The sequence below is a fragment of the Streptomyces tateyamensis genome (assembly GCF_003205575.1).
GTDB classification, from domain to species: domain Bacteria; phylum Actinomycetota; class Actinomycetes; order Streptomycetales; family Streptomycetaceae; genus Kitasatospora; species Kitasatospora tateyamensis.
Genome location: NZ_PYBW01000055.1, coordinates 38,725 through 64,049, shown reverse-complemented (window position 1 = coordinate 64,049; position 25,325 = coordinate 38,725). Strand labels below are relative to the sequence as shown.

The 25,325-nt window shown below is 73.2% G+C and carries 21 protein-coding genes; 11 read left to right on the top strand and 10 right to left on the bottom strand.

Annotation, left to right across the window (positions count from 1 at the left end):
- Nucleotides 1-41: 41 nt before the first annotated feature.
- Nucleotides 42-890, bottom strand: coding sequence for a type I methionyl aminopeptidase (map, locus tag C7C46_RS17885; protein ID WP_425470090.1), 849 nt, complete (start codon nt 888-890; stop codon nt 42-44).
- 92 nt (nt 891-982) lie between these two features.
- Between map and C7C46_RS17880 the strand changes: the two genes are divergently transcribed.
- A complete protein-coding gene (locus C7C46_RS17880) occupies nt 983-1,210 on the top strand; it encodes a hypothetical protein (protein ID WP_110670847.1) in 228 nt (75 codons plus the stop codon).
- Between the two features lie 40 nt (nt 1,211-1,250).
- Here C7C46_RS17880 and C7C46_RS17875 read toward each other — a convergent pair whose 3' ends face one another.
- Both C7C46_RS17875 and C7C46_RS17870 read right to left on the bottom strand, forming a co-directional pair.
- A complete protein-coding gene (locus tag C7C46_RS17875) occupies nt 1,251-2,537 on the bottom strand; it encodes an MFS transporter (protein WP_245984484.1) in 1,287 nt (428 codons plus the stop codon).
- 78 nt (nt 2,538-2,615) lie between these two features.
- The gene (locus tag C7C46_RS17870; protein ID WP_110670864.1) at nt 2,616-3,203 is read right to left on the bottom strand and encodes a hypothetical protein; all 588 of its coding nucleotides are present in this window, start codon (nt 3,201-3,203) and stop codon (nt 2,616-2,618) included.
- Nucleotides 3,204-3,249: 46 nt separating this feature from the next.
- Between C7C46_RS17870 and npdG the strand changes: the two genes are divergently transcribed.
- Both npdG and C7C46_RS17860 read left to right on the top strand, forming a co-directional pair.
- Entirely contained in the window at nt 3,250-3,933 is a 684-nt protein-coding gene (gene npdG / locus C7C46_RS17865) for an NADPH-dependent F420 reductase (RefSeq protein WP_110670846.1), read from the top strand.
- Between the two features lie 86 nt (nt 3,934-4,019).
- Nucleotides 4,020-4,202: a hypothetical protein gene (locus C7C46_RS17860; RefSeq protein WP_110670845.1), complete on the top strand. Its 183-nt coding sequence runs from the start codon at nt 4,020-4,022 to the stop codon at nt 4,200-4,202.
- 54 nt (nt 4,203-4,256) lie between these two features.
- On the opposite strand, the gene C7C46_RS17855 is transcribed toward C7C46_RS17860, so the two are convergent.
- Entirely contained in the window at nt 4,257-5,066 is an 810-nt protein-coding gene (locus tag C7C46_RS17855) for a site-2 protease family protein (protein ID WP_110670844.1), read from the bottom strand.
- Nucleotides 5,067-5,149: 83 nt separating this feature from the next.
- Here C7C46_RS17855 and C7C46_RS17850 point away from each other — a divergent pair, with 83 nt between their 5' ends.
- On the top strand, nt 5,150-8,479 hold the full coding sequence (locus tag C7C46_RS17850) for an AfsR/SARP family transcriptional regulator (protein WP_110670843.1): 3,330 nt from the start codon (nt 5,150-5,152) through the stop codon (nt 8,477-8,479).
- A 7-nt stretch (nt 8,480-8,486) separates the two neighbouring features.
- Here the strand turns inward: C7C46_RS17850 and C7C46_RS17845 are convergent, their stop codons facing one another.
- From C7C46_RS17845 to panB, 3 genes are all read right to left on the bottom strand, one after another.
- On the bottom strand, nt 8,487-9,320 hold the full coding sequence (locus tag C7C46_RS17845; RefSeq protein WP_110670842.1) for an ABC transporter permease: 834 nt from the start codon (nt 9,318-9,320) through the stop codon (nt 8,487-8,489).
- Entirely contained in the window at nt 9,317-10,330 is a 1,014-nt protein-coding gene (locus C7C46_RS17840) for an ATP-binding cassette domain-containing protein (protein WP_110670841.1), read from the bottom strand. Before C7C46_RS17840 ends, C7C46_RS17845 begins: the two co-directional genes overlap by 4 nt.
- 106 nt (nt 10,331-10,436) lie before the next feature.
- A complete protein-coding gene (gene panB, locus C7C46_RS17835; RefSeq protein ID WP_110670840.1) occupies nt 10,437-11,315 on the bottom strand; it encodes a 3-methyl-2-oxobutanoate hydroxymethyltransferase in 879 nt (292 codons plus the stop codon).
- 281 nt (nt 11,316-11,596) lie between these two features.
- Here panB and C7C46_RS17830 point away from each other — a divergent pair, with 281 nt between their 5' ends.
- The 3 genes from C7C46_RS17830 (at nt 11,597) to C7C46_RS17820 (ending at nt 15,116) form a co-directional block, all read left to right on the top strand.
- Nucleotides 11,597-13,198, top strand: coding sequence for an MFS transporter (locus tag C7C46_RS17830; protein WP_110670839.1), 1,602 nt, complete (start codon nt 11,597-11,599; stop codon nt 13,196-13,198).
- 23 nt (nt 13,199-13,221) lie between these two features.
- Nucleotides 13,222-13,932, top strand: coding sequence for a TetR/AcrR family transcriptional regulator (locus C7C46_RS17825; RefSeq protein WP_110670837.1), 711 nt, complete (start codon nt 13,222-13,224; stop codon nt 13,930-13,932).
- Nucleotides 13,933-14,006: 74 nt separating this feature from the next.
- Complete coding sequence (locus C7C46_RS17820) at nt 14,007-15,116, top strand: endonuclease/exonuclease/phosphatase family protein (protein WP_110670835.1); 1,110 nt, start codon at nt 14,007-14,009, stop codon at nt 15,114-15,116.
- 67 nt (nt 15,117-15,183) lie between these two features.
- Here the strand turns inward: C7C46_RS17820 and C7C46_RS17815 are convergent, their stop codons facing one another.
- The gene (locus tag C7C46_RS17815) at nt 15,184-16,914 is read right to left on the bottom strand and encodes an NAD+ synthase (protein ID WP_110670833.1); all 1,731 of its coding nucleotides are present in this window, start codon (nt 16,912-16,914) and stop codon (nt 15,184-15,186) included.
- Between the two features lie 142 nt (nt 16,915-17,056).
- Here C7C46_RS17815 and C7C46_RS17810 point away from each other — a divergent pair, with 142 nt between their 5' ends.
- Nucleotides 17,057-18,418, top strand: a complete 1,362-nt coding sequence (locus C7C46_RS17810; RefSeq protein WP_110670831.1) for a glutamine synthetase family protein — start codon at nt 17,057-17,059, stop codon at nt 18,416-18,418.
- A gap of 74 nt (nt 18,419-18,492) precedes the next feature.
- Here C7C46_RS17810 and fdxA read toward each other — a convergent pair whose 3' ends face one another.
- Nucleotides 18,493-18,816 (bottom strand): ferredoxin, encoded by a 324-nt coding sequence (gene fdxA, locus C7C46_RS17805; protein ID WP_110670829.1) that lies wholly within the window; start codon nt 18,814-18,816, stop codon nt 18,493-18,495.
- Between the two features lie 88 nt (nt 18,817-18,904).
- On the opposite strand from fdxA, the gene soxR reads away from it, so the two are divergent.
- From soxR to C7C46_RS17790, 3 genes are all read left to right on the top strand, one after another.
- Nucleotides 18,905-19,366 carry a redox-sensitive transcriptional activator SoxR gene (gene soxR / locus C7C46_RS17800; RefSeq protein WP_110670827.1) on the top strand — a complete coding sequence of 154 codons (462 nt, stop codon included), beginning with the start codon at nt 18,905-18,907 and terminating at the stop codon, nt 19,364-19,366.
- A 159-nt stretch (nt 19,367-19,525) separates the two neighbouring features.
- Nucleotides 19,526-20,764, top strand: coding sequence for a hypothetical protein (locus tag C7C46_RS17795; protein WP_110670826.1), 1,239 nt, complete (start codon nt 19,526-19,528; stop codon nt 20,762-20,764).
- A gap of 165 nt (nt 20,765-20,929) precedes the next feature.
- Complete coding sequence (locus C7C46_RS17790) at nt 20,930-23,956, top strand: bifunctional [glutamine synthetase] adenylyltransferase/[glutamine synthetase]-adenylyl-L-tyrosine phosphorylase (RefSeq protein ID WP_110670824.1); 3,027 nt, start codon at nt 20,930-20,932, stop codon at nt 23,954-23,956.
- A gap of 51 nt (nt 23,957-24,007) precedes the next feature.
- On the opposite strand, the gene C7C46_RS17785 is transcribed toward C7C46_RS17790, so the two are convergent.
- A complete protein-coding gene (locus C7C46_RS17785) occupies nt 24,008-24,964 on the bottom strand; it encodes a phosphatase PAP2 family protein (RefSeq protein ID WP_245984483.1) in 957 nt (318 codons plus the stop codon).
- Between the last annotated feature and the right edge of the window lie 361 nt (nt 24,965-25,325).

Genomic DNA, 25,325 nt, shown 5'->3' with positions numbered 1-25,325 from the left:
CACACGCGCCGCGGCCGGGCCGGGGCCGGGCGCCGGCCCCGCTACGGCAGGGTGAGGATCTCCGCGCCGTCCGCCGTGACGACCAGCGTGTGCTCGAACTGGGCGGTCCGCTTGCGGTCCTTGGTCACCACGGTCCAGCCGTCCGGCCACATCTCGTAGTCGTAGGTGCCCAGGGTCAGCATCGGCTCGATGGTGAAGGTCATCCCCGGCTTGATCACCTGGGTGGCCCGGTCGCTGTCGTAGTGCGGGACGATCAGGCCGGAGTGGAACGAGGTGTTGATCCCGTGCCCGGTGAAGTCCCGCACCACGCCGTAGCCGAAGCGCTTGGCGTAGGACTCGATCACCCGGCCGATCACGTTGATCTGGCGGCCCGGCCGGACCGCCTTGATCGCCCGGTTGAGCGCCTCGCGGGTCCGCTCGACCAGCAGCCGGGACTCCTCCGCCACCTCGCCGACCAGGTAGGTGGCGTTCAGGTCGCCGTGCACCCCGTGGATGTAGGCGGTGGCGTCGATGTTCACGATGTCGCCGTCGTTGAGCACCGTCGAGTCCGGGATGCCGTGGCAGATCACCTCGTTGACCGAGGTGCAGATGGACTTCGGGAAGCCCCGGTAGCCCAGGTCCGAGGGGTAGGCGCCGTGGTCGCACATGTAGGCGTGGGCCACCGCGTCCAGCTGATCGGTCGTCACCCCGGGAGCGATCAGCTCGGCGGCCGCCGCCATCGCCTGGGCGGCGATCCGGCCGGCGATCCGCATCTTCTCGATCGTCTCGGCGTCCTGCACGTCGGAACCGGTGTAAGGGGCCGGACCGGGCTTGCCCACGTACTCCGGCCGGGCGATGTGCGCCGGGACCTTGCGGACGGGGGACTGGGTGCCGGGAACCAGGAGGGCCATGGCGGCCAGTCTATCCCGGGGCTGCGCAGCGCGACCGTGTGTGCGGGGGGCGCCTGCGGGCATGATCCATCCAGCGAGCGAAGGAGAGAGCGATGCCACTGTTCCGCCACCAGCCCACCGGTAAGCCGGGGGAGTGGTACTTCTGCCTCAAGCACCAGACGGTCGAGGAGGGCCCGGAGTGCGCGGCCAAGGACCGGCTCGGCCCCTACGGGAGCCGGGCGGAGGCGGAGCGGGCGCTGCAGACCGCCGCCGAGCGCAACCGCGAGTGGCGCACCGACCCGAACTGGAACGACGACGACCCCAGCCAGGACCAGAGCTGACCGTTCGTCAGCTCCGGTGTCGGTGCGGGCCGCCCGTCGGTCAGGCAGCCAGCCGCTGCTGGCCCTCCCGGGCGGCCCGCACCGCCACCGCGTGCGGATCGGTGCGCGCGTCGTAGGCGAGCAGTTTCGGCAGCGCCGCCGCCAGTCCCGCGACGCTGAGCACACAGGCCAGCCCGCCCAGCCAGACCGAGCCGCGCACCCCCACCAGGTGGGCCGTCGAGCCGGCCCGCAGCTGGCCCAGCTGCGGGCCGACCGAGTAGCTGAGCAGCTCCACCCCGGCCAGTCGCCCGCGCAGCTCGTCGGGGATGGACTGGTTCCACATGGTCGAGCGGCCCAGTCCGCTGACCATGTCCGCCCCGCCGGCCACCGCCAGGCAGAGCAGGACCAGCCAGATGTTGTCGAACAGCCCGGCCCCGGCCATCGCCGCACCCCAGCCGAGCGCGGCCAGCACCACCATCCGCCCGTGCCGGTGCACCTGGCCGGCCCAGCCGGCGGTGGCCGAGACCAGCAGCGAGCCGACCGCGGTGGCGCCGTAGAGCAGCCCGAGCGCCCAGTGCGCGTGCAGCCGGTCGGCCAGGAACGGAAAGATCGTGTTCGGGAAGGCAAAGAACATGGCCGCGATGTCCACCAGGTAGGTGCCCAGCAGCTCGGGCCGGCTGCAGGCGTACCGCACCCCGGCGGCGATGCCCGCCAGGCTGGGCCGCTCGGCGCCGGTCGGCGGCGGCACCTGGCGCATCCGGGCCAGCAGCACCAGCGAGCAGGCGTAGGTGGCCAGGTCGACCGCGAAGGCGGGGGCCGGGCCGGCGGAGGCGACCAGCACGCCCGCCAGGGCGGGGCCGGCCACCATGTTGACGTTGCGGTAGATCGAGACCAGCGCGAAGGCGGCGGTCAGCTGGTCGTGCTCCACCACCCGCGGGACCAGGGTGTCCAGGGCCGGGCGCTGCAGCCCGTCCAGCGCCGCGACCAGCGCGGTGGCCAGGTAGATCGGCCACAGCAGCGGGTGCGGCAGCAGTGCGTTGAGCAGCAGCAGGCCGGTGATCAGCCCGAGGCCGGCCTCGGTGCCAAGCACCAGCTTGCGCCGGTCCAGTGCGTCGGCCAGGGCACCGCCCCAGAGCCCGAAGACGATCAGCGGCACCAGCTCCACCAGGCCGATCGCGCCGACCGCGAGGTAGGAGCCGGTCAACTGCTTGATCTGCAGCGGTACCGCGACGTAGGTGATCAGGTTGCCGAAGCTGCTGATCGAGCCGGAGCCCCAGAGCAGCCGGAAGTCCCGCGAGCTGCGCCACGGGGTCAGGTCGGGGCGCAGCTTGCGCAGGGATGCCGTCACGGGCGCTCAGCCTGGGGGCTCGGCGCGGCCGGGGCAACCGAATATCGGGGCCACCGGCTAGCGGCCGGCGGCCACCGCTCACCAGCGCTGGGCCGGCTCCCCGCCGAGCTGGCGGGCCAGCCGGGCCAGCCGGCCCGGCAGCGTGCGGGCCGGCTCCCCGGCGGCGGCGCTGACCAGGTGCTGGACCAGGTCGAAGCCCTCGTCCGGCACCTGATCCACGGTCAGCTGCTGGTGCGCCAGCCCGGTCAGCTGCGGATCGGCGCCGGCCAGCGCCAGCACGGTGGCCCCGCCGCGCCGGGCGTCCGCCATCCGCTCCAACAGCGGTGTCCCGGCCGCCTGCGGGGTGACCACCAGCACGGTCTGGCCGCGCCGGGCCGCGGCCAGATCGTCCAGGCCGAGCCGCAGATGGGCGGGGGTGCCCAGGGCGGTGGGCTGGTGGCGGACCAGTCGCGGCGCCAGCTGCGGCACCCCGGACCAGGCGGCCTCCTCGTCCAGGTGGGCGGCCAGGTGCCAGGGCTCGTACCCGGTCGAGCCGACCAGCAGCAGCCCGCGCGCGGTGCGCCGGGTCACCGCGGCGCGCAGCGCGGCGGCGAAGCCGCGGGTGGCGTCCAGCAGCGGTGACCCGGCCAGGGTCTGGCGCAGCGCGCCCACACTCTTCGCGTCCATCGGGTCAGGATGGAGGCCGACCGCCGGATTTGGCAGGATCTCGGGCATGACTTCCCTCGAATCAGCGACCCAGCCGGCCGCCGACCTGGACTCCCTGGTGGTCGGCGTGCTCGGCGGCACCGGCGACCAGGGCCGCGGCCTGGCCTACCGGCTGGCCAAGGCCGGCCAGCAGGTGATCATCGGCTCCCGCACCGCCGAGCGGGCCGAGGCGGCCGCCGCCGAACTCGGGTACGGCGTGCGCGGCGCGGACAACGCCGGCTGCGCCCGGCGCAGCGACATCGTGATCGTCGCGGTGCCCTGGGACGGGCACGCGCAGACGCTCACCGCACTGCGGGCCGAGCTGGCCGGCAAGATCGTGGTGGACTGCGTCAACCCGCTGGGCTTCGACAAGCAGGGCGCCTACGCGCTCAAGCCGGCCGAGGGCAGCGCCGCCGAGCAGGCCGCCGCGCTGCTGCCCGAGTCCCGGGTGACCGCCGCCTTCCACCACCTGTCGGCGGTGCTACTGCAGGACCGCGAGCTGGACTCGATCGACACCGACGTGCTCGTGCTCGGCGACCAGCGGGCCGCCACCGACCTGGTCCAGGCGCTGGCCGGCAAGATCCCCGGCATGCGCGGGGTCTACGCCGGGCGGCTGCGCAACGCGCACCAGGTGGAGGCGCTGGTGGCCAACCTGATCTCGGTCAACCGCCGCTACAAGGCGCACGCGGGGCTGCGGATCACGGACGTGTGACCCGGCGGGCGGCCACCCCGGTTCGGGGTGGCCGCCCGCAGCGGCGACAATGGACGCCGACAGTCCCGACCCCTGGAGCCGGCCGCATGCCCCGCAACGCCCTGTACGCCTCGATCGTCTTCGTCCTCGCGGTGGCCGCCGCCGTGGTCTCCTTCGTGCAGGGCAACTGGCTCGGGGTGATCTGGGTGCTGCTGGCCGGGGTCTCCAGCAACATCGCCTGGTTCCACCTGCGCCGCGAGAAACTGCGCCGGGCCGCCGAGCAGGGCTGAGCCCCGCAGCCGGTCGGCCGAGCCCGGCGCTCGGTCAGCCGGCCCGGCCGTCGGTCACTGGTTCCAGAACCGGAACAGGTCGTGGCCGACGGCCCCGAAGTAGTAGGTGTTCACGCCGAACAGGTCCATCACCGACCGCAGCAGGTCGAAGAACTGCCGGTTGACCTCCGGCTGCCACAGCAGCGCGAAGACCGCGAGCATGCCGAACTGCGCGAACGGGCGCACCGCCGCCCGGGTCTTGTAGGACAGCCAGGGCTCGACGATCCCGTAGCCGTCCAGGCCCGGCACCGGCAGCAGGTTGAGCAGCGTCGCCGACAGCTGCAGCAGGCCCAGGAAGCCGAACGCGGCCGCCAGCGTGGGCACCGGGTAGCCGTCGATCTGCGTGGTGCCCGGCGCCGAGTCCAGCCAGCCCTGGCCGACCGGCACCAGCAGCACCACCGCGAAGGCCAGGTTGACCAGCGGGCCGGCCGCCGACACCAGGCTGTGCTTGAGCCGGCCGCGGATCCGGTCGCGCTCGATGAAGACCGCCCCGCCCGGCAGGCCGATCCCGCCCAGCAGCACGAAGACCAGCGGCATCACGATGCTGTAGAGGGCGTGGGTGTACTTGAACGGATTGAGCGTCAGGTAGCCCTTGGCCCCCACCGTGATGTCCCCGCCGTGCAGCGCGGTGCGCGCGTGCCCGTACTCGTGCAGGCAGAGCGAGACCAGCCAGCCGGACACCACGAACAGGAAGACGCCGAACCCGCCCGAGCCGTAGCCGGACCAGGCCGCCCAGGCGGAGGTGCCCATGGTGGCGACCAACACCCAGAAGACCGGGCTGATCCGGCGGTGCTCGCGGTCGGCCCTGGCGTCGGCGAAGCTCATTTCCCACTCCTCTAACTGGATCCCCACTCCATAGGGAGGGTAGACGGTAACCCGGTCGGCCCAGGCTGGCCCAGAATGGTCCGGTGCACTACGGCATCCTCGGCACCACCACCGCGACCCACGACGACGGCACCCCCGTGCCGCTCGGCGGCGCCCGGCTGCGCGCCCTGCTCACCGCCCTGGTGCTGCGCCAGGGCGCCCCGGTACCGGCCGAGGTGCTGGTCGCCGAGGTGTGGGAGGACGAGCCGCCGCAGGACGCGGCCGCCGCGCTGCAGACCCTGGTGGGCCGGCTGCGCCGCACCCTGGGGCGCGAGCGGGTCGGCTCCGGGCCCGGCGGCTACTGGCTGACCGACCCGGCCAGCGACCTGAGCCGGTTCCAGGCGCTGGCCGCCGAGGGCAGCCGCGCGCTGGCGGCCGGTGAGCCGGGGGTGGCCACCGAGCAGCTGGGCGCGGCCCTGGCGCTGTGGCGCGGCCCGGCGCTGGCCGACCTGCCGGACCGGGCGGGCAACGCGGTGCGGCTGGAGGCGCAGCGGGCCGAGGCGCGGCGGGCCAAGCTGGCCGCCGAGCTGGAGCTGGGCCGCTCCGGCGAGGTGGTGGCCGAGCTGGCCGGCCTGTGCGCCGACCACCCGCTGGACGAGCCGCTGCACCTGCTCTGGCTGCGGGCACTGCGCGAGAGCGGGCGCACCGCCGAGGCGTTGGAGCGCTACGAGCAGCTGCGGCAGGCGCTGGCCGACCAGCTGGGCGCCGACCCGAGCGCCGAACTGCGGGCCGTGCACCGGGAACTGCTCACCCAGCAGGAGCCGCCCGGGCCGCCGCGTGCCACCGCCCGGCCGACCGCGGGCCGCGCGCAGTCGGGCCCGCCGGGCAACCTGCGGGCCGGGCTGACCAGCTTTGTCGGGCGCGAGCAGGACCTGGCCGCCCTCGGCGAGCTGATCGGCACGGCCCGGCTGGTCACCCTGACCGGCCCCGGCGGTTCCGGCAAGACCCGGCTCTCGGTGGAGGCCGGCCGGCTGGCCCAGCGGGGCGGGCGCTGGCCGGACGGCGTCTGGCAGGTCGAGCTGGCCCCGCTGGAGGACCCGGCGGGAGTGCCGGGTCTGGTGCTCACCGCGCTCGGCCTGCGCGCCACCCAGCTGCACACCACGGTGCCCGAGGGCCCGGTGGACCCGGTGCGCCGCATCGTCGAGCACTGCGGCCAGACCCGGATGCTGCTGCTGCTCGACAACTGCGAGCACCTGGTGCAGGCCGCCGCCGAACTCGCCGACCAACTGCTCGCCGAGTGCCCGGGACTGACGGTGCTGGCCACCAGCCGGGAGCCGCTCGGCGTGCCGGGCGAGTCGGTGCTGCCGGTGGAGCCGCTGCCGGACCCGGTCGCGCTGCGGCTGCTGGCCGAGCGCGGGGCCGCCGCCCGCCCCGGCTTCCAGCCGGAGGACGACCCGGCCGCCTGCGCCGAGATCTGCCGCCGGCTGGACGGCCTGCCGCTGGCCATCGAGCTGGCCGCGGCCCGGCTGCGCTCGATGACGCCCCGTCAGCTGGCCGACCGGTTGGACGGCCGGTTCGCGCTGCTGACCGGTGGCAGCCGGGTGCTGCTGCCCCGTCAGCAGACGCTGCGCGCGGTGGTCGACTGGAGCTGGGAGCTGCTGGACGCGCGCGAGCGCGCGCTGCTGGGCCGGCTGGCGGTCTTCGCCGGCGGCTGGACCCTGGAGCACGCCGAGCTGGTGTGCGCCGACGGCGAGCTGGTGCGCTCCGGCCAGGTGGCCGAGCTGCTCTTCTCACTGGTGGACAAGTCGCTGGTGGTGGCCGGGCTGAACCAGGCGGGGCCGCCGCGCTACTGGATGCTGGAGACGATCCACGAGTACGCCGCCGAGCGACTGGCCGAGGCCGGCGACCAGGGCACCCGGCTGCGGCACCTGACGGCCTTTCGGGAACTGGTCCGGGACTCGGCCCAGCACGTGCACAGCTCCCGCCAGCTGCACCTGCTCACCGTGCTGGAGCGCGAGCAGGACAACGTGCGGGCCGCGCTGCGGCACGCGGTGGCGGACGGCCGGGAGCCGGACGCGCTGGCGCTGCTGCTGGGCATGGCCTGGTTCTGGATGCTGCGCGACTACCGGGCCGAGGCGGCCGACTGGGCGGACCGGGTCTGCGCGCTCGGCGCGGACCCGTTCGGCGAGCACGCGCCGGCCCCCGAGCCGGTGGAGCAGGACCCGCTGGCGTACCCGCTGCCGTGGCCCGACCCGGTGCTGCAGGAGGCCCGGCGGCAGGCCTGGATCCTGAACCTGCTGACCCGGATGGAGGGGGACCTGGCGGTGATGGCCGACCAGGCGACGCTGGTGCGCGCCCCGCGGATCATCCAGGCCTACCACGACGGCCTGCCGCAGACCTACACCCACGTGCCGATGCTGCGGATCTTCGCCTGCTTCCTGGCCGGCCGGGCCGAGGACATGCTGGTGATCCTCGACGACGCGGTGGCGGGCTGCCGCCGCTACGGCCGGCAGAGCGAGCTGGCCTGGGCGCTGCAGCTGCGCGCCAAGATCTCCAACGACCGGTTCGGCGGGCTGGAGCGGGCCCGGGCGGACGGGGCCGAGGCGCTGGAGATCTACTCCCGGCTGGGCGACAGCTGGGGGCTGACCGAGTCGCTGGCGGCGCAGGCCGAGACGGCCGGGTTCGCCGGCGACAACGTCGGCGCGGCCGCCTCCTACCGCCGGGCGATCGAGCTGGCCGAGGAGCTCGGCGCGCCCCAGGAGGTGCCGATCCTCACCCTGCGCCTGGGCGAGGCGGTGCTGGACCAGGACCAGGTGGAGGGGGAGCGGCTGATCCGCCAGGGCCTGGCGCTGGCAGCCGAGGGCGCGCACGTCAACGAGGGTGCGAAGTTCTTCGGCCACTCGCTGCTGGCCGGGCTGTACACCTTCCGCGGCGAGCACGAGGCGGCGCTGGCCGAGGTGGCGGCGCTGAAGGCGGCCCGGATCCAGTTCGGCCTCGGCGCCTCCGGGCTGACCGACGCGCTGGTCGGCAGCGTCGAGGCGGTGACGCTGGCCCAGGCGGGCCGGTTGGACGAGGCCGGCCCGGCCCTGCGCGAAGGGCTGTGCCGACTGCGGGCGCTGCCCGGGGCGGTCTCGGCCTTCGCCGAGCACCTCACCCTGCTGATGCTGCCGGTGATGGCCAGCAGCCTGCTGCTGCTGGCCGAACGCGGCCGGGACCAGGCCCTGGTGCGGCTGGCCGGGCTGCTGATCGGGGCGCACAGTGCGCGGACCGGAGTCCAGGGCGGCTTCCTGGAGGGCGAGCTGCGCCGGGCCCGCGAGCAGCTGATGCTGCGGCTGTGCCCGGTCGAGGAGGCTGAGCGGCTGTACGCCGCGGGCCGCGACCTCTCCTGGGAGGAGGTCACGGCCCTGCTGGACGAGGTGGTCGACGCGCTCTGACCCGGCGTCAGGTCCGCTTGCGGAAGCGGCTGACCGCCAGCGGTGCGGTCACGGCGGTGATCGCCAGCGACCAGAGCAGCACCAGGGTGACGGAGTGGGTCAGCGGCCCGCCGTTGATCAGGTTGCGGCAGGCGTCGGCCAGGTTGGACAGCGGGTTGTACTTGGTGAAGGCCTGCAGCCAGCCCGGCATGGTGGCGGTCGGCGCGAAGATCGAGCTGCCGAACTGCAGCGGCATCAGCACCAGCATGCCGAGCCCCTGGACCGCCTGGGCGCTCTTGAGCACCAGCCCGAGCAGCATCGAAACCCAGACCAGCGCCATGCCGAACAGCAGCGACAGGCCGACCGCGGCCAGCACGCCGAGCGGGCCGGTCTTGAAGTCCATGCCGAGCAGCAGCGCGAAGCAGACCAGCACGGTGTAGGAGACCAGGCCGCGGCAGGCCTCGGCCAGCATCTTGCCGACCAGCACCGAGGAGCGCCCGATCGGCAGGGTGCGGAACCGGTCCATCACCCCGGTCTGCAGGTCGGTGTTGAGGCCGGTGCCGACCGCCATCGCCAGGTTCATCCCGGTGGTGCCGAGCAGGCCGGGGATCAGCCACTGCTTGTAGGCCTGCTGGCTGCCGGAGACCGCGCCGCCGAAGACGTAGACGAAGAGCAGGGTGAAGATGATCGGCATCAGGACCGCGTCGAACATCGACTCCGGGTCGGCCTTGATCCGCATGATGTTGCGCCGGGTCAGCGCGCCGATGTGGCGCAGGTGGTCGCGGACCCGGGTCGGGGTGTCCGCGGCGGTGCTCGCGGTGGGCGCCGGACGGGTGGCGGGGGTCAGGGTGGTGGTGGTCATCGCGCGCTCTCCTCGGCGGTGGCGGCCTGCCGGCCGGTGAGGGCGAGGAAGACCTCGTCCAGGCTGGGTACCTCGGTGTCGATGGCGGCCACCGTGAAGCCGCGGGTGCCGAGCACGCCGATGACGGCGGTCAGCAGCTCCTCGTCGGTGATCGGCACGGCCAGCCGGCCGTCCGGGTCGGCGTGGCCGCCGGTGATCCCGCACTCGGTCAGGGCCCGCACCATCTCGGGCAGTTCGGCCGGACGGTCGGGGGTGATGCGCAGCGTGCGGCCCCCCACCTGGGCCTTCAGGCCGGTCACCGTGCCGTTGGCGATCACCCGGCCGCGGTCGATCACGGTCAGGTCGGAGGCGAGCTGTTCGGCCTCCTCCATGTACTGGGTGGTGAGCAGCACGGTGGCGCCCTCGACGACCATCCGCTGCACCTCGGCCCAGACCTCGTTGCGGGTGCGCGGGTCCAGACCGGTGGTGGGCTCGTCCAGGTAGAGCACCTTGGGGTGGCCGATCATGGAGGCGGCCAGGTCGAGCCGGCGGCGCATCCCGCCGGAGTAGGTCTTCGCCGGACGGCCGGCCGCTTCGGTGAGCGAGAAGCGCTCCAGCAGCTCGGCGGCGCGGGCCTTGGCCTGCTTGGCGGACAGGTCCAGCAGGCGGCCGATCAGGTAGAGGTTCTCGGTGCCGGAGAGCAGCTCGTCCACCGAGGCGTACTGGCCGGTGAGCCCTATCGTGCGGCGCAGCTGCTTGGGCTGGCGCAGCACGTCGTAGCCGCCGACCACGGCGGTGCCGGCGTCGGGGCGGACCAGCGTGGACAGGATCCGGATCAGGGTGGTCTTGCCGGCCCCGTTGGGGCCGAGCACGCCGAGCACGGTGCCCTGGCGGACCGTCAGGTCGACCCCGTCCAGGGCCTTGGTGGTGCCGAACTGCTTCACGATGCCGCGGGCCTCGACGGCGTTCACCCGGTCCACCGGGTGCGGCTGCCCCGCGCGCTGCGGGGCGATGGCGGTCTGCGTTGTCATGCGTCCAGACTGCCCGGGGCCGCCGTCAGGACGCCGACAGCGGACCGGCGTCGCCACCGGTCCGCTGTCAGACGGCTGTCAGCCCGCTGTCACGGGCTGCCTCGGCCTACTTGAAGGTGTGCTCGGGCGCCGGGAAGCTGCCCTCGCGCACCTCGTCGGCGTACTCGCGGGCGGCCTGGCCCAGCACCGCGCGCAGGTCGGCGTACTGCTTGACGAACTTCGGCACCCGGCCGGCCGTCATCCCGGCCATGTCGGTCCAGACCAGCACCTGGGCGTCGCAGCCGGCCCCGGCGCCGATGCCGACGGTCGGCACCGCCAGCGACTCGCTGACCTGTGCGGCGAGTTCGGCCGGCACCGCCTCCAGCACCACGGCGAAGGCGCCGGCCTGCTGCACCGCCTTGGCGTCGCGCTGCAGCTTGTGCGCCGCCTCGTCGCCGCGGCCCTGCACCGGGTAGCCGCCCAGGGCGTGCACCGACTGCGGGGTCAGGCCGATGTGCGCCATCACCGGCACGCCGGCCTCGGTGAGCAACTCGATGGTGCGGGCGCTGCGCTCGCCGCCCTCCAGCTTGACCGCGTGCACACCGGCCTCCTTCATCAGCCGGGCGGCGTTGCGCAGGGCCTGCGCGGGGGACTCCTGGTAGGAGCCGAACGGCATGTCGCCGATCACCAGGGCGCGCTCGGTGCCGCGCACCACGGCGGCCGAGAGCATCACCATCTCGTCCATGGTGACCGGCACCGTGGTCTCGTAGCCGAGGTGGCAGTTGCCCGCCGAGTCGCCGACCAGCAGGACCGGGATCCCGGCCTGGTCGAAGACGTTGGCGGTCAGGGCGTCGTAGGCGGTGAGCATGGCCCACCGCTCCCCGCGCTGCTTGGCCGCGGCCAGGTCGCGGACGGTCACCCGGCGGTTGGTGACTCCGCCGTACAGGGAGTGCCCCTCGGCCGGCTTGGCGGCGGTGGGGGCAGGCGAAGACTGAGAAGCGTTCATCGAACAGGCTCCTGATGCGTCGTGGTCTCGTGGCGCCGTACGGCGTCCCCGGATCTGCGTCCATGCTTGCACGGCCCGCCGTCCGCGCAAAGACGCCGACGCCGCAAAGCACCTCCCGGGCTCCGGCCGTGCCGGGGGAGCTTTGCCCAGACTTTGCGATACGGGTACGTCTCGTATCGTAAAAGCGAGTAGAGTCGGCGCCGGGGGATTTCGAGACGCTCCCGTCTCGGACATGATCCCGTCAGCCGCCAGCACCTCCTCGTACGGACGGGAACAGACGCATGACCACCGCAACACCCGACACGGCACCACGCGTGCCGGACGCGATCCACCGCCGCCGCTGGGCGATCCTCGGCACGCTGATCCTGGCGCTGCTGGTGGTCGTCCTGGACAACTCGATCCTCAACGTCGCGATGAAGACCATCGCGACCCCGAAGCCGATCGGCCTGGGCGCCACCCAGAGCGACCTCGAGTGGGCGATCAACTCCTACACCCTGGTCTTCGCCGGCCTGCTGTTCACCGCCGGGCTGCTGGGCGACCGGTTCGGCCGCAAGAAGGCGCTGCTCGGCGGCATGCTGGTGTTCGGCCTCGGCTCGCTGCTCTCGGCGCTGGCCACCAGCCCCGACCAGCTGATCGGCTACCGCGCGGTGATGGGCCTGGGCGGCGCCTTCGTGATGCCGGCCACGCTGGCCATCATCATGAACGTCTTCGAGCGCAAGGAGCAGCCCAAGGCGATCGGCATCTGGGCCGGTGCGGTGGGCCTGGCGATCGCGATCGGCCCGATCACCGGCGGCCTGCTGATCGAGCACTTCTGGTGGGGCTCGGTCTTCCTGATCAACGTGCCGATCGTGGCCGTCGCGCTGGTGGCGATGTTCGTCCTGGTCCCGGACTCCAGGGACCCCCGCCCCGGCAAGCTGGACCCGGTCGGCGTGCTGCTGTCCATCGTCGGCCTGGTCGCGCTGATCTACGGCATCATCAAGGGCGGCGAGCTGGCCGACTTCACCAAGGCGCAGGCCTGGGTGCCGGTGCTGGTCGGCGTGCTCGCCCTGGCCGCCTTCGTGCTCTACGAGAAGCGGGTCAGTGCCCCGGCGCTGGACATCAGCTGGTTCCGCAACCGGGTCTTCTCCACCTCGGTGGCGGTGGTCGGCGTGGTCTTCTTCGCGCTGATGGGCGTCTCGTTCTTCGGCGTCTTCTACACCCAGGGCGTGCGCGGCTACTCCGCGCTGGCCTCCGGCGCGCTGATGCTGCCGCTGGCGGTGGCCCAGATGGCGTTCGCGCCCAGGGCCCGGCTGGTGGTGGACAAGCTCGGCGTGCGGGCCACCTGCACCGGCGGCATGGCGCTGATCGCCGTCGCCTTCGCCGGCTACCTGCTGCTGGGTCAGACCACCCCGATCTGGGTGCTGGAGGTGACCGGCTTCGTGATGGGCACCGGCATGGCGCACGTGATGCCGCCGGTGACGGTGGCGATCATGGGCTCGCTGCCGCGCGAGAAGGCCGGCGCCGGCTCGGCGATCAACAACACCTTCCGGCAGGTCGGCGGCTCGCTGGGGGTCGCGGTGCTGGGCGCGGTGCTCTCCACCGTCTACCGCGACGGGATCTCGGACAAGCTCTCCACGCTGCCGGCCGCGGCCCGGGACAAGGCCGGCGAGTCGCTGGAGGCCACCCTGGCGGTGGCCGGGCAGGCCGGACCGAAGGGCCAGGCGCTGGTCCAGCCCGCCTACGAGTCGTTCATCCACGCGATGCACGTGGTGGCGGGCCTGTCCGCGGTGATCACCGTGGCGGGTGCGCTGCTGGCCTGGCTCTTCCTGCCCGGCAAGGGCGCCGTCCCGGCCGCCCCGGCCCCGGCGGACGCCGCCGAGCCGGTCCCCTCGGCCAAGGCCTGATCTTGGCGAAGGAGAATAGGGCCATGGCAGCCGAACAGACCCCGATCCTGGCCCCCGCCGAGGAGCCGCCGTGCGCGGCGCCCCGGCGGGGGCGCCCTCGTTCCGAGGCGGCCGAGAAGGCCATCTGCGACGCGGTGGTGCGCCAGATGACCGAGGGCGGCAGCCTGGCGGACCTGACCATCGAGGGCATCGCGCAGGCCGCCGGGGTCGGCAAGGCCACCATCTACCGGCGCTGGCCCAACAAGGAGGCGCTGCTGGTCGACGTGATCGCCCGGCTGGAGGAGCCCACCCCGCCGCTGGCCGGGATCAGCGCGCGCGACGACGTGATCGTGCTGATCGACCACATGCGCCGGCGCGGCCTGGCCAAGCGCTCCCGCTGGGTGCTCAAGGTCGCGCTGGAGCAGCTGCACCAGCTGCCCGGCCTCAAGGCGATCTACTACGACCGGGTGATCCACGAGCGCCGGGTGCTGCTCTGGGAGGTGGTCCGGCGCGGCATGGCCAGCGGCGAGTTCCGCTCGGACGTGGACCCGGTGCTCTTCGCCGAGATGCTGGTCGGCCCGATGCTGCTGCGCTCGGTGATCTACGACGACTCCCCGCTGGACGACCCCGAGCTGTCGGCCCGGATCGTCGACACCCTGCTGGAGGGACTGCGCGGTCCCGGCCCCGAGGTCACCGAACCGGCCCAAGCGGGAACCCCGCACCCCCACCCGGGCGTCCGTACCGGCATAGGCTGAGCGGAAAAATCCCAACATGACGGGACAATCCGCCCGGCACCGACCGTGACGGCGAGCAGCAGGGGGATCCCCGAATGACCCAGGCCCACGAGGCAACCGCGGCCGACGGCGCCGCAGCCGACGGCGCCGCAGCCGACGGCGCCGCAGCCGACGGCGCCGCAGCCGACGGCGCCGCGCCGCCGGGGCCCGGCGAGTCGGCCGCGCCCGGCCGCTGGACCTGGGGCCGGGACCGCCGGGGCAGCACCACCTGGCGGCGCGGCTGGGTGCTCGCCGGGGCGGCGCTGCTGCTGGCCCTGCTGCTCGGCTGCCACCGCACGCTGCCCAACACCTTCGGCAACCTGGGCAGCCTGCTGGAGACCTTCCTGCCGTGGCTGGGCCTGGGCGTGCCGGTCCTGCTCGTGCCGGCCCTGGGCCGCCGCTCGGCCACCGCGCTGGTCGCGCTGCTGGTGCCGACCACGCTCTGGTTCCTGCTCTTCGGCAGCCTGCTCACCGACAAGAGCAGCGGCCCGGGCGCCCGTGGCAGTTCAAGCTTCACCGTGCTCAACCACAACGTGGCCGCGGACAACTCCGACATGCCCGGCACGCTGCGACTGCTCAACGGCTCCGGGGCCAAGCTGGTGGCGCTGGAGGAACTGACCGGCACGGCGCTGCCCGCCTACACGGCGGGCCTGGCCGCCAAGTACCCGTACCACGTGGTGGAGGGCACGGTGGGCCTGTGGTCCGCCTACCCGGTCGGGGACACCCGGGTGGTGGACATCAGGATCGGCTGGACCCGCGCCTTCCGCACCCAGGTGGCCACCCCGCAGGGCCCGCTGGCGGTGTACGTGGCGCACCTGCCCTCGGTCCGGGTGAAGTTCGACGACGGCTTCACCGCCGGGCAGCGCGACGCCAGCGCCCAGGCGCTCGGGCAGGCGGTGGCCGCCGAGCCGCTGGCCCAGGTGCTGCTGCTCGGCGACCTGAACGGCACCATGAACGACCGCAGCCTGGCCCCGGTCACCGCGCAGCTGCGCTCGGCCCAGGGCTCGGCCGGCTCCGGCTTCGGGTTCTCCTGGCCGGCCGACTTCCCGATGGCCCGGATCGACCAGATCATGAGCCGGGGCATGAAGCCGACCGACTCCTGGGTGCTGCCGGCCGACGGCAGCGACCACCGGGCGATCGCCGCCGCCTACCAGTACCACCGCTGACCGCCCGTCGGCTGACGGGGCCTCGGCTGACCGGGCCTCGGCCGGTGGCAGGTCGGCCGAGGCCCGGTCAGCCTCGGCGCCAGGCGTTGGTGATCGGCAGTCGGCGGTCCCGGCCGAAGTTCTTCGGCGAGACCTTCGGGCCCGGCGGGTACTGCCGGCGCTTGTACTCCGCGACGTCCACCAGCCGCACCACCCGGTCCACCACGTCCGCCGGGTAGCCCTCGGCCACGATCGCGTCCCGGCCCCGGTCGCCCTCCACGTACCGGGTCAGCACCGCGTCCAGCAGCGGGTAGTCGGGCAGCGAGTCGGTGTCCACCTGGTCCGGCCGCAGCTCGGCACTGGGCGGCTTGAGGATGGTGTGCTCCGGGATCGGCGGCAGCTCGCCGCGCTCGGCGGCCACCGCGTTGCGCCAGGCGGCCAGCTCGAAGACGAGCGTCTTGTAGACGTCCTTGATCGGGCCGAAGGCGCCCACCGAGTCGCCGTACAGGGTGGAGTAGCCCACCGCCAGCTCGCTCTTGTTGCCCGGGGCCAGCACCAGGTGGCCCTCCTGGTTGGAGATCGCCATCAGCAGCGTGCCGCGCAGCCGGGACTGCAGGTTCTCCTCGGCCAGCCCGGTCAGTTCCACCGCGCCCAGGTAGGCGTCGAACATCGGGGCGATCGACACGGTGCGGAAGTTCAGCCCGGTGCGCCGGGCCAGCTCGGCCGCGTCGTCCTTGGAGTGCTGGGAGGAGTAGCGGCTGGGCATCGAGACGCAGTGCACGTGCTCGGCGCCGATCGCGTCCACCGCGACGGCCGCCACCAGCGCCGAGTCGATCCCGCCCGAAAGGCCGATCAGCACCGACTCGAAGCCGTTCTTGCGCACGTAGGCGCGGGTGCCGGTGACCAGCGCGGTGTACACCTCGGCCAGGTCGTCCAGCCGCGGCGCCGGGGCCGGGACGAGCGGCTCGGCGGGCGCGGGCGCGGGGGCGCCGCCCAGGTCCACCCGGACCAGGGCCAGGCCGTCGGCCAGCACCGTGCCGTCCACCAGCTCGCTGTGCGCCTGCGGCAGCTCCAGGTCCAGGACCAGCAGGCTCTCCTCGAACTGCGGGCCGCGGGCCAGCACCCGGCCGGCCGCGTCCACCACCACCGAGTCGCCGTCGAAGACCAGCTCGTCCTGGCCGCCGACCATGTTGAGGTAGGCCAGCGCGCAGCCCGCCTCGGCGGCCCGGCGGCGGACCAGTTCGAGCCGCTGGTCGTCCTTGTCCCGCTCGTAGGGCGAGCCGTTGAGGGTCAGCAGCAGCCCGGCACCGGCCTGGCCGGCCGCCGCCACCCGGCCGCCCTCCTGCCAGATGTCCTCGCAGATGGCCAGCGCCACGTCCACCCCGTCCAGGCGCAGCACCGGCAGCTGGTCGCCCGGCTCGAAGTACCGGTACTCGTCGAAGACGCCGTAGTTGGGCAGGAAGTGCTTGGCGAACCGGGTGGCGACCCGGCCGCGGTGCAGCACCGCGGCGCAGTTCTGCGGCGCGCCGGTGCGTGGCGAGCGGCCCAGGTAGCCGACCACCACCGGCGTCTCGCCCGCCCCCTCGGCGGCCAGCAGCTCGGCCAGCTCGACCAGGGCCGCCCGGGAGGCCTCGACGAAGGAGGCGCGCAGCGCCAGGTCCTCCACCGGGTACCCGGTCAGGGACATCTCCGGGAAGGCGACCAGCCGGGCACCGGCTGCCACGGCCCGCTTGGACCAGCTGATCACCTGCTCGCGGTTGTGGGCGATGTCGCCGACCCGGGGGTCGGTCTGGGCCAGGGCAAGTCGCAGGTTCGCCATGCCCGCAGTCTAATCGTCGTTCTGACGCTATGGGGGTCCGGGTGGATGATGGGCACCAGTCGTTCGCACATCCGACGGACCGTCCGACGAGGGCGGCGTGGTGCGTAACACGAACGTAAAGAGCAGAGGTGAGACTGTCCCCATGGGCAAGCAGCAGGAGTTCGTGCTTCGTACGCTCGAAGAGCGTGACATCCGGTTCGTCCGGCTGTGGTTCACCGACGTGCTGGGGTTCCTGAAGTCGGTGGCGGTGGCGCCGGCCGAGCTGGAGCAGGCGTTCGAGGAGGGCATCGGCTTCGACGGTTCGGCGATCGAGGGCTTCGCCCGGGTCTACGAGTCGGACATGATCGCCAAGCCGGACCCGACCACCTTCCAGATACTGCCCTGGCGTTCGGAGACCCCGGGTACCGCGCGGATGTTCTGCGACATCCTGATGCCGGACGGCTCGCCGTCCTTCGCCGACCCGCGGTACGTGCTCAAGCGCACCCTGGAGAAGGCCTCCGCCCAGGGGTTCACCTTCTACACCCACCCGGAGATCGAGTTCTTCCTGCTGAAGAACCTGCCCGGGGACGGCAGCGTGCCCGAGCCCGCCGACCAGTCCGGCTACTTCGACCACACCCCGCGCGGGGTGGGCCACGACTTCCGCCGACAGGCCATCACCATCCTGGAGTCGATGGGCATCTCGGTGGAGTTCTCGCACCACGAGGGCGCCCCGGGCCAGCAGGAGATCGACCTGCGGTACGCCGACGCGCTGTCCACGGCGGACAACATCATGACCTTCCGGCTGGTCACCAAGGAGGTCGCGCTGGAGCAGGGCGTGCACGCCAGCTTCATGCCCAAGCCGTTCTCCCAGCACCCCGGCTCCGGGATGCACACCCACGTCTCGCTCTTCGAGGGCGACCGCAACGCCTTCCACGAGTCCGGCGCCGAGTACCAGCTCTCCAAGGTCGGCCGCTCCTTCATCGCCGGCCTGCTCAAGCACGCCGCCGAGACCGCCGCGGTGACCAACCAGTGGGTCAACTCCTACAAGCGGATCTGGGGCGGCTCGCAGCGCACCGCCGGCGCGGGCGGCGAGGCCCCGTCGTACATCTGCTGGGGCCACAACAACCGCTCGGCGCTGATCCGGGTGCCGATGTACAAGCCGGGCAAGCAGGGCTCCACCCGGATCGAGGTCCGCTCGCTGGACACCGGCTGCAACCCCTACCTGGCCTACGCGGTCACCCTGGCGGCCGGCCTGAAGGGCATCGAGGAGGGCTACGAGCTGCCGCCCGGCGCCGACGACGACGTCTGGGCGCTGTCCGACGCCGAGCGCCGCGCCATGGGCATCCAGCCGATGCCGCAGAACCTCGGCGAGGCGATCGACCTGATGCAGCGCAGCGAACTGGTCGCCGAGACCCTGGGCGAGCACGTCTTCGACTTCTTCCTCAGGAACAAGAAGCAGGAGTGGGAGGAGTACCGCTCCGAGGTCACCCCCTTCGAGCTGCGCAAGAACCTCCAGGTGCTGTAACCGCAGGTCGATCCCCGACGGGCCCGGTCGCGGTGGCGTGCACGCCACCGCGACCGGGCCCGTTCGTGCTGCGGTCAGACGGGGTCCTGGACCGGCAGGGCCGCCACCATCGGGTGGTCGTGCTCGATCAGGCCGAGCTTCGCGCTGCCGCCCGGGGAGCCCAGGTCGTCGAAGAACTCGGCGTTCGCGGTGGTGAAGGGCCGCCACTCCTGGGGAGTGTCGTCCTCGAAGTAGATCGCCTCGACCGGGCAGACCGGCTCGCAGGCGCCGCAGTCGATGCACTCGTCCGGGTGGATGTAGAGCATCCGCTGTCCCTCGTAGATGCAGTCGACGGGGCACTCCTCCAGGCAGGCCTTGTCCTTGACGTCCACACAGGGCAGGGCGATCACAAAGGTCATCGGGCTGCGGTCCTCTCCGGTCTGTTCGCCGTGCTGGCGCAGCCGACCGTAGGGCCTCAACTAAACTTGAGGTCAACAGGAGGCAGTGATGACCCATCAGCCGGGCGACAGCCGGGCCGCCCCGGACGACTGGCTGGCCATCGGCGAGGTCAGCGCGCGGACCGGTGCAGCGGTGTCGGCGCTGAGGTTCTACGAGGAGCTCGGCCTGATCGCCTCCGAGCGCGACGGGCGCAACCAGCGCCGCTATCCCCGGCACATGCTGCGCCGGGTCGCGCTGATCTCGGTGGCCAAGCGGATCGGCATCCCGCTGCAGGACCTGCGCGAGGCCTTCGCCGACGTGCCGCTGGACCGGCCGCCGAGCCACCAGGAGTGGCAGCGCGCCTCGCGCGGCTGGAAGCGCCGCCTGGAGGAGCGCCGGCTGACCATCGAACGGCTGGAGGCCGAGCTCACCGGGTGCATCGGCTGCGGCTGCCTGTCGATGAAGGCCTGCGCGCTGCTGAACCCCGGCGACGCCCTCGCCGAGGACGGCGTCGGTCCGCGCCGGCTGTGAGGTGCGGCCGTTGGTGCGGCTGTTCCGACGTTGGCCGCACGCGGCCGCACTGTTGGCGGAACGTAACTGGGTGGGTGCAGAGAGTACGTGCTGCGATGGGAGGCAGCCCCGGTCGACGGGGTGTCAGCGCCCGATCCGGGTTCGACCTGAAAGGCCGTCATGTCCACCACCGCAGGCCGCGCCACGCGCGCGCGCACGCTGGTCCGCCGTTGTGCCGTGGCGATCGCCGCGACGACCGCAGCGGCTGCCCAGTTCCTGTTCATTCCCGCGGCCGGGGCGCTCCCGGCGGCGGCGCCCGAGCGGGGCAGCGCCGGTGCCGAGCACCGCGACGACCCGAACGCGCCGGTGCTGAGCGAGCACCCGATCCCGTTCACCACCCGGTTCCAAGCCGACATGCAGGGCAACATCACCCGGATCGGCAACACCCTGCTGACCTGCGACGAGACCAAGGCACCGGTCAAGGCGGGGACCGCCCCGTGCACCGACGCGCGCAACGGGGTCGGACCGAACATCTTCGACAACAACTACCAGATGCGGTACGTCAACATCGAGCCGCCCGGCCGCAAGGGCCCGCTCGGCGACGACATCTACTCGTCCTCCTCGGCCTCGCTGACGCTGCCCGACTCCGCCACGGTGAAGTTCGCCCGGCTGTACTGGGGCGCCACCCGCGGCATCGGCAAGACGGTGCTGCCGATCACCCAGGTGGACGAGGTCTACTTCAAGGCCCCGGGTGACTCGGAGTTCCGCGACATCGCGGCCCAGGGCGACATCGGCCAGATCAACACGACCCAGGAGACGGCCTACCAGGCCTCCGCGGACGTGACCGACATCGTCAAGGCGGCCGGCGGCGGCACCTACGAGGTGGCCGACCTGGACACGGTGATCGCGCCGCACAGCTGGGGCAGCTGGACGCTGGTGGTCGCGACCGAGGACTGCAACCAGCCGATGCGGCACCTGCAGGTGTGGGACGGCTTCCAGGTCGAACTGCCGAACTCGCCGGCGATCGACATCGACGTCAACGGCTTCCACACCCCGGCCAAGGACAAGCTGTTCGCCAAGCTCGGCTACGTGGGCTACGACGGCGACCGCACATACACCGGTGACACGCTCTCCATCAAGACCACCAACGGTCCGGAGACGCAGATCAGCGACGACCGGCACCCGGCGAACGACATCATGAACTCGACGATCAGCTCGCCGTTCGCCTCCGACCAGTTCACCCGCAACCCGAACTACGACAACACCTTCGGGCAGGACCTGGCGGTCTTCGACGTGTCCAAGCTGATGCGTGCGGGCGACACCAACCTGCGGATGCGGTTCAACACCACGTTGGACGGCTACCAGTTGGGAGCCGCCTTCGTGGCGATCAACCTGGACGACAGCGCCGACAGCGGCTGACGGCCGCTCAGGCCGACCCGCCGCCGCCCCGTCCCCGCACCGCCGGGGGCGGGGCGGCGGTAGTGAATCCCCGGCACCGGGCGCGTCCCTTGCGCGCGACCGGGAACGATGACCCCGAGCGCCTAGGATCCGACTGATCATCAGACCAGCAGGGAGGAGCCCCGCATGACGGCCGGTGGCAGCCGCATCAGCAGGCCCGAGAACCGGCTGGTCCGCCGGGGCTTCACCGCTCCCGAGGCGGCGGTGCGCCGGCTGGCCGCCCCCGCGCTGGCCGGACTGGCCGACGACCCGGTGCTGCTGGACGCGCTCGGCGCCACCGCCGACCCGGACCTGGCGCTGCTGGGACTGGCCGCCCTGCTGGAGGCGCTCGACGAGGACGAGCGGCACGTGCTGCGCGACACCCTGACCACCGCCAAGCCGCTGCGCGACCGCCTGCTCGGCGTGCTCGGTGCCTCGGCCGCGCTCGGCGACCACCTGGCCACCCACCCGCGGGACTGGCACACGCTGGACACCTTCGAGCTGAGCGACATCCACCCCGGGGCCGAGGACTTCCGCCACCAGCTGGAGCAGCGGGTGCGGGCGGGCGAGGACGCACCCGCCGACGCGCTGCGGGCCGGCTACCGCCGCTGCCTGCTCACCATCGCCGCCCGCGACCTGAGCGGCTCCTCCGACCTGGAGCAGACCGCCGCCGAACTGGCCGACCTGGCCGGCGCCACCCTGCGCACCGCACTGCAGATCGCCGCCGAGCAGGAGCCGGACGCCGCCGACGCCTGCCGGCTGGCGGTGATCGGCATGGGCAAGTGCGGCGGCCGCGAGCTGAACTACGTCTCCGACGTGGACGTGATCTTCGTCGCCGAGGCCCGCGAGGGGGTGGACGAGCAGCGCGCGCTGCGCGCCGCGACCCGGCTGGCGGCGGCCATGATGCGGCTCTGCTCGGACACCACCCGGGAGGGAACCATCTGGCCGGTGGACGCCAACCTGCGCCCGGAGGGCCGCAACGGCCCGCTGGTGCGCACCCTGGCCAGCCACCTGGCCTACTACCAGCGCTGGGCCAAGACCTGGGAGTTCCAGGCGCTGCTGAAGGCCCGGCCGGTGGCCGGCGACGCCGAGCTCGGCCAGGCCTACCTGGCGGCGCTGGCCCCGATGGTCTGGCAGGCCACCGCCCGGGAGAACTTCGTCGCCGACGTGCAGCAGATGCGCCGCCGGGTGGTGGCCGCGATCCCGGCCGGCGAGCTGGACCGCCAGCTCAAGCTCGGCCCCGGCGGCCTGCGCGACGTGGAGTTCTCGGTGCAGCTGCTGCAACTGGTGCACGGGCGCACCGACCCGGCGCTGCGCAGCGGCAACACCCTGGCGGCGCTGCGGGCGCTGTCGGAGGGCGGCTACGTGGGCCGCGCGGACGCCGCCTCGCTGGACGCCGCCTACCGCTTCCTGCGCTCGTTGGAGCACCGGATCCAGCTGTTCCGGCTGCGCCGCACCCACCTGATGCCCACCGACCAGGCCGACCTGCGCCGGCTGGCCCGCTCGCTGACCACGATGATCAACGACGACACCCGGGCCGACCCGGTGGCGGCGCTGGAGCGCGAGTGGCGCCGGCACGCGCTGGAGGTACGGCGGCTGCACGAGAAGCTCTTCTACCGCCCGCTGCTGGCGGCGGTGGCCTCGCTGTCGGCCGGCGAGGCGCTCACCCCGGGGACCCCGGCGATGAGCCCGCAGGCCGCCGAGGCCCGCCTGCGGGCGCTGGGCTTCGCCGACCCGGCGGCGGCGGTGCGCCACCTCATGGCACTGGCGGCCGGGGTCTCCCGCAAGGCGGCGATCCAGCGCACCCTGCTGCCGGTGCTGCTCGACTGGTTCAGCGACTCCGCCGACCCGGACGCGGGCCTGCTGGGCTTCCGCCAGGTCTCCGACGCGCTCGGCCGCACCCCCTGGTACCTGCGGCTGCTGCGGGACGAGAGTGCGGCGGCCGAGGGCCTGGCCCGGGTGCTCTCGGCCGGCCGGCTGGCCCCGGACCTGCTGCTGCGCGCGCCCGAGGCGGTGGCCATGCTGGGCGACCCGCAGGGCCTGGTGCCGCGCGGGCGGGCCGTGCTGGAACAGGAGATCCGGGCCGCGGTGGGCCGGGCGCCGAGCGCGGGGCAGGGCGTGGCGGCGGCCCGTTCGGTGCGTCGCCGCGAGCTGTTCCGCACCGCCGCGGCCGACCTGCTGGGCCGCTTCGGCGACGAGCCCGCCCAGGCGCTGGAGGCGGCCGCCGCCGCCCTGACCGACCTGAACGCGGCCACCCTGGCCGGCGCGCTGGCCGCCTGCACCGCGGACTGGGAGCAGCGGCACGGCGAGGCGCTGCCGGCCCGGATCGCGGTGATCGCGATGGGCCGCTTCGGCGGCCGGGAGCTCGGCTACGGCTCGGACGCCGACGTGCTCTTCGTGCACGAGCCGGTGCCGCAGACCGAGCACGACGCCACCGCCGCGGCCCGCTGGGTCTGCAACGAGCTGCGCACCCTGCTGGCCGTGCCGGCCACCGAGCCGGCCCTGCTGGTCGACGCGGACCTGCGCCCGGAGGGCCGGCAGGGCCCGCTGGTGCGCACCCTGGGCTCCTACCGGGCCTACTACGCCCGCTGGTCGCACGTCTGGGAGAGCCAGGCGCTGCTGCGGGCCGAGCCGGTGGCGGGGGACGCGGAGCTCGGCGAGCAGTTCCGCGAGCTGATCGACCCGCTGCGCTACCCGGTCGGCGGGGTGCCGGAGGGCGACCTGCTGGAGATCCGCCGGATCAAGGCCCGGATCGAGCGCGAGCGGCTGCCGCGCGGGGCCGACCCGACCACCCACACCAAGATCGGCCGCGGCGGGCTGGCGGACGTCGAGTGGACGGTGCAGCTGCTCCAGCTGCAGCACGGGCACCAGGTCCCGGGACTGCGCACCACCCGCACCCGGCAGGCGCTGCTGGCCGCCGCCGATGCCGGGCTGCTGGCCCAGGAGGACGCGCAGGTGCTGGACGCGGCCTGGGTGCTGGCCTCCCGGGTGCGTAGCGCGGTGATGCTGGTGCGCGGGCGGGCCGGGGACAGCTTCCCGAACGAACCGCGCGAGCTCGCCGGCCTGGCCCGGTACCTGGGGTACGGCGCGGGGCACAGCGGCGAGCTCGTGGACCACTACCGGCGCACCACCCGGCGGGCCCGGGCGGTGGTGGAGCGGCTGTTCTACGGGTGAGGAGGGTGCGGCGAGTGCGGCAGGTGTGCCGGGCGTGGAGCCGCGGGCGGGTCAGTCCCGGTGCCCGGCGCCGACCGCGGTGAGCCGCTGCTCGGGCAGGTGGGTCTGCCAGGAGGCCGGGATCTGCGGGAACTGGTAGGCCCAGCGGTGGTAGACGAGCCGGGTGGCCAGGAAGCCGACGCCCAGGCAGGCCAGGCCGCCCACCGCGTCCATCCAGTAGTGGTTGGCGGTGGAGACGATCACCACCAGTGTGGCCGCCGGGTAGAGCAGGCCCAGCGCCCGCACCCAGCGGCGCTCGGCCAGGAAGAAGATCGTCAGCCCGCACCAGGTGGACCAGCCGATGTGCATCGAGGGCATCGCGGCGAACTGGTTGGAGACGCTGGCACCGGCGCCCGAGGCGAGCGAGCCCCAGGTGTGGTGGATCGCGACGGTGTCCACGAAGCCGTAGCCGGCCAGCCGCGGCGGGGCCAGCGGGAAGAAGTAGAACCCGACCAGGGCGAACCCGGTGGTCACGAAGAGCACCGTGCGGCTGGCCGCGTACCGGCCCGGATGGCTGCGGTAGAGCCAGACCAGCACCGCTATGGTGATGATGAAGTGCAGCGTCGCGTAGTAGTAGTTCATCCCGACGATGAGCCAGGTGACCGAGTTGACGCCGTGGTTGACCGAGCGCTCGACGGCGACGCCGAGGCTCTGCTCCAGGTGCCAGACCCAGTCCGCGTGCTGCTGGGCGATCAGGGCCTGCTCCGGAACCGCGTTGCGCACCAGCGAGTAGAGCCAGTAGCTCAGGCCGATCAGGCCGAGCTCGAACCAGAGCCGGGGCCGGGCGGGCCGCAGCCGCTGGGCCATGATCCGCCGCCGCAGCGAGCCGGCGCCGGTCAGCGCGGTACTGCCACCGGATCCGTCCACCGCCCGGGCCGGAGAACCGCCCTGGTCCTGGACGGAACCACCGGTGCGGCCGAGGGCCGCGTCATCGCGGCCCGGCGTCTGGATCTCGGTCGGTTCCCCCATGGACGAGAAGTCTGCCAGACGATCTGTGGCCGTCCGATCATCCTCTGGTCGTGGATTCTTCACCGGCAGTCCTCCCACAGGCCTAGGGCATCCTCCCCGAGCAGGACGGGTGAGGCGCGGCGGAACGCGCGGGTACGGCGCGTCGGAGGGACACACATGCGTTCCATTGTTACGCGTTCGCAATCCCGGGTGCGAGGCGGGGCCACCGGCAGGCAGGGGGGCCGGGGTATGGGGGACTGGAGGCCGTGAATGGCCTTTCCGCATCTTGCTGAAAGTGTTTTCAGCACGCTAGCGTCCAGCAACCCGACGACGACGAGCCCGGCAAGGAGCCGCTGTGGCCGCTGTTCCGCTCCGCCCTGCC

Excerpts from the sequence above, each read along its gene's own strand:
- map (WP_425470090.1), bottom strand. The coding sequence starts at position 890 with ATGGCCCTCCTGGTTCCCGGCACCCAGTCCCCCGTCCGCAAGGTCCCG.
- C7C46_RS17810 (WP_110670831.1), top strand. The coding sequence starts at position 17,057 with ATGGGCAAGCAGCAGGAGTTCGTGCTTCGTACGCTCGAAGAGCGTGAC.
- C7C46_RS17785 (WP_245984483.1), bottom strand. The coding sequence starts at position 24,964 with ATGGGGGAACCGACCGAGATCCAGACGCCGGGCCGCGATGACGCGGCC.
- fdxA (WP_110670829.1), bottom strand. The coding sequence starts at position 18,816 with ATGACCTTTGTGATCGCCCTGCCCTGTGTGGACGTCAAGGACAAGGCC.
- C7C46_RS17870 (WP_110670864.1), bottom strand. The coding sequence starts at position 3,203 with ATGGACGCGAAGAGTGTGGGCGCGCTGCGCCAGACCCTGGCCGGGTCA.
- C7C46_RS17795 (WP_110670826.1), top strand. The coding sequence starts at position 19,526 with ATGTCCACCACCGCAGGCCGCGCCACGCGCGCGCGCACGCTGGTCCGC.
- C7C46_RS17830 (WP_110670839.1), top strand. The coding sequence starts at position 11,597 with ATGACCACCGCAACACCCGACACGGCACCACGCGTGCCGGACGCGATC.
- panB (WP_110670840.1), bottom strand. The coding sequence starts at position 11,315 with ATGAACGCTTCTCAGTCTTCGCCTGCCCCCACCGCCGCCAAGCCGGCC.
- C7C46_RS17860 (WP_110670845.1), top strand. The coding sequence starts at position 4,020 with ATGCCCCGCAACGCCCTGTACGCCTCGATCGTCTTCGTCCTCGCGGTG.
- C7C46_RS17840 (WP_110670841.1), bottom strand. The coding sequence starts at position 10,330 with ATGACAACGCAGACCGCCATCGCCCCGCAGCGCGCGGGGCAGCCGCAC.
- C7C46_RS17825 (WP_110670837.1), top strand. The coding sequence starts at position 13,222 with ATGGCAGCCGAACAGACCCCGATCCTGGCCCCCGCCGAGGAGCCGCCG.
- C7C46_RS17880 (WP_110670847.1), top strand. The coding sequence starts at position 983 with ATGCCACTGTTCCGCCACCAGCCCACCGGTAAGCCGGGGGAGTGGTAC.
- C7C46_RS17855 (WP_110670844.1), bottom strand. The coding sequence starts at position 5,066 with ATGAGCTTCGCCGACGCCAGGGCCGACCGCGAGCACCGCCGGATCAGC.
- npdG (WP_110670846.1), top strand. The coding sequence starts at position 3,250 with ATGACTTCCCTCGAATCAGCGACCCAGCCGGCCGCCGACCTGGACTCC.
- soxR (WP_110670827.1), top strand. The coding sequence starts at position 18,905 with ATGACCCATCAGCCGGGCGACAGCCGGGCCGCCCCGGACGACTGGCTG.
- C7C46_RS17845 (WP_110670842.1), bottom strand. The coding sequence starts at position 9,320 with ATGACCACCACCACCCTGACCCCCGCCACCCGTCCGGCGCCCACCGCG.
- C7C46_RS17790 (WP_110670824.1), top strand. The coding sequence starts at position 20,930 with ATGACGGCCGGTGGCAGCCGCATCAGCAGGCCCGAGAACCGGCTGGTC.
- C7C46_RS17820 (WP_110670835.1), top strand. The coding sequence starts at position 14,007 with ATGACCCAGGCCCACGAGGCAACCGCGGCCGACGGCGCCGCAGCCGAC.
- C7C46_RS17815 (WP_110670833.1), bottom strand. The coding sequence starts at position 16,914 with ATGGCGAACCTGCGACTTGCCCTGGCCCAGACCGACCCCCGGGTCGGC.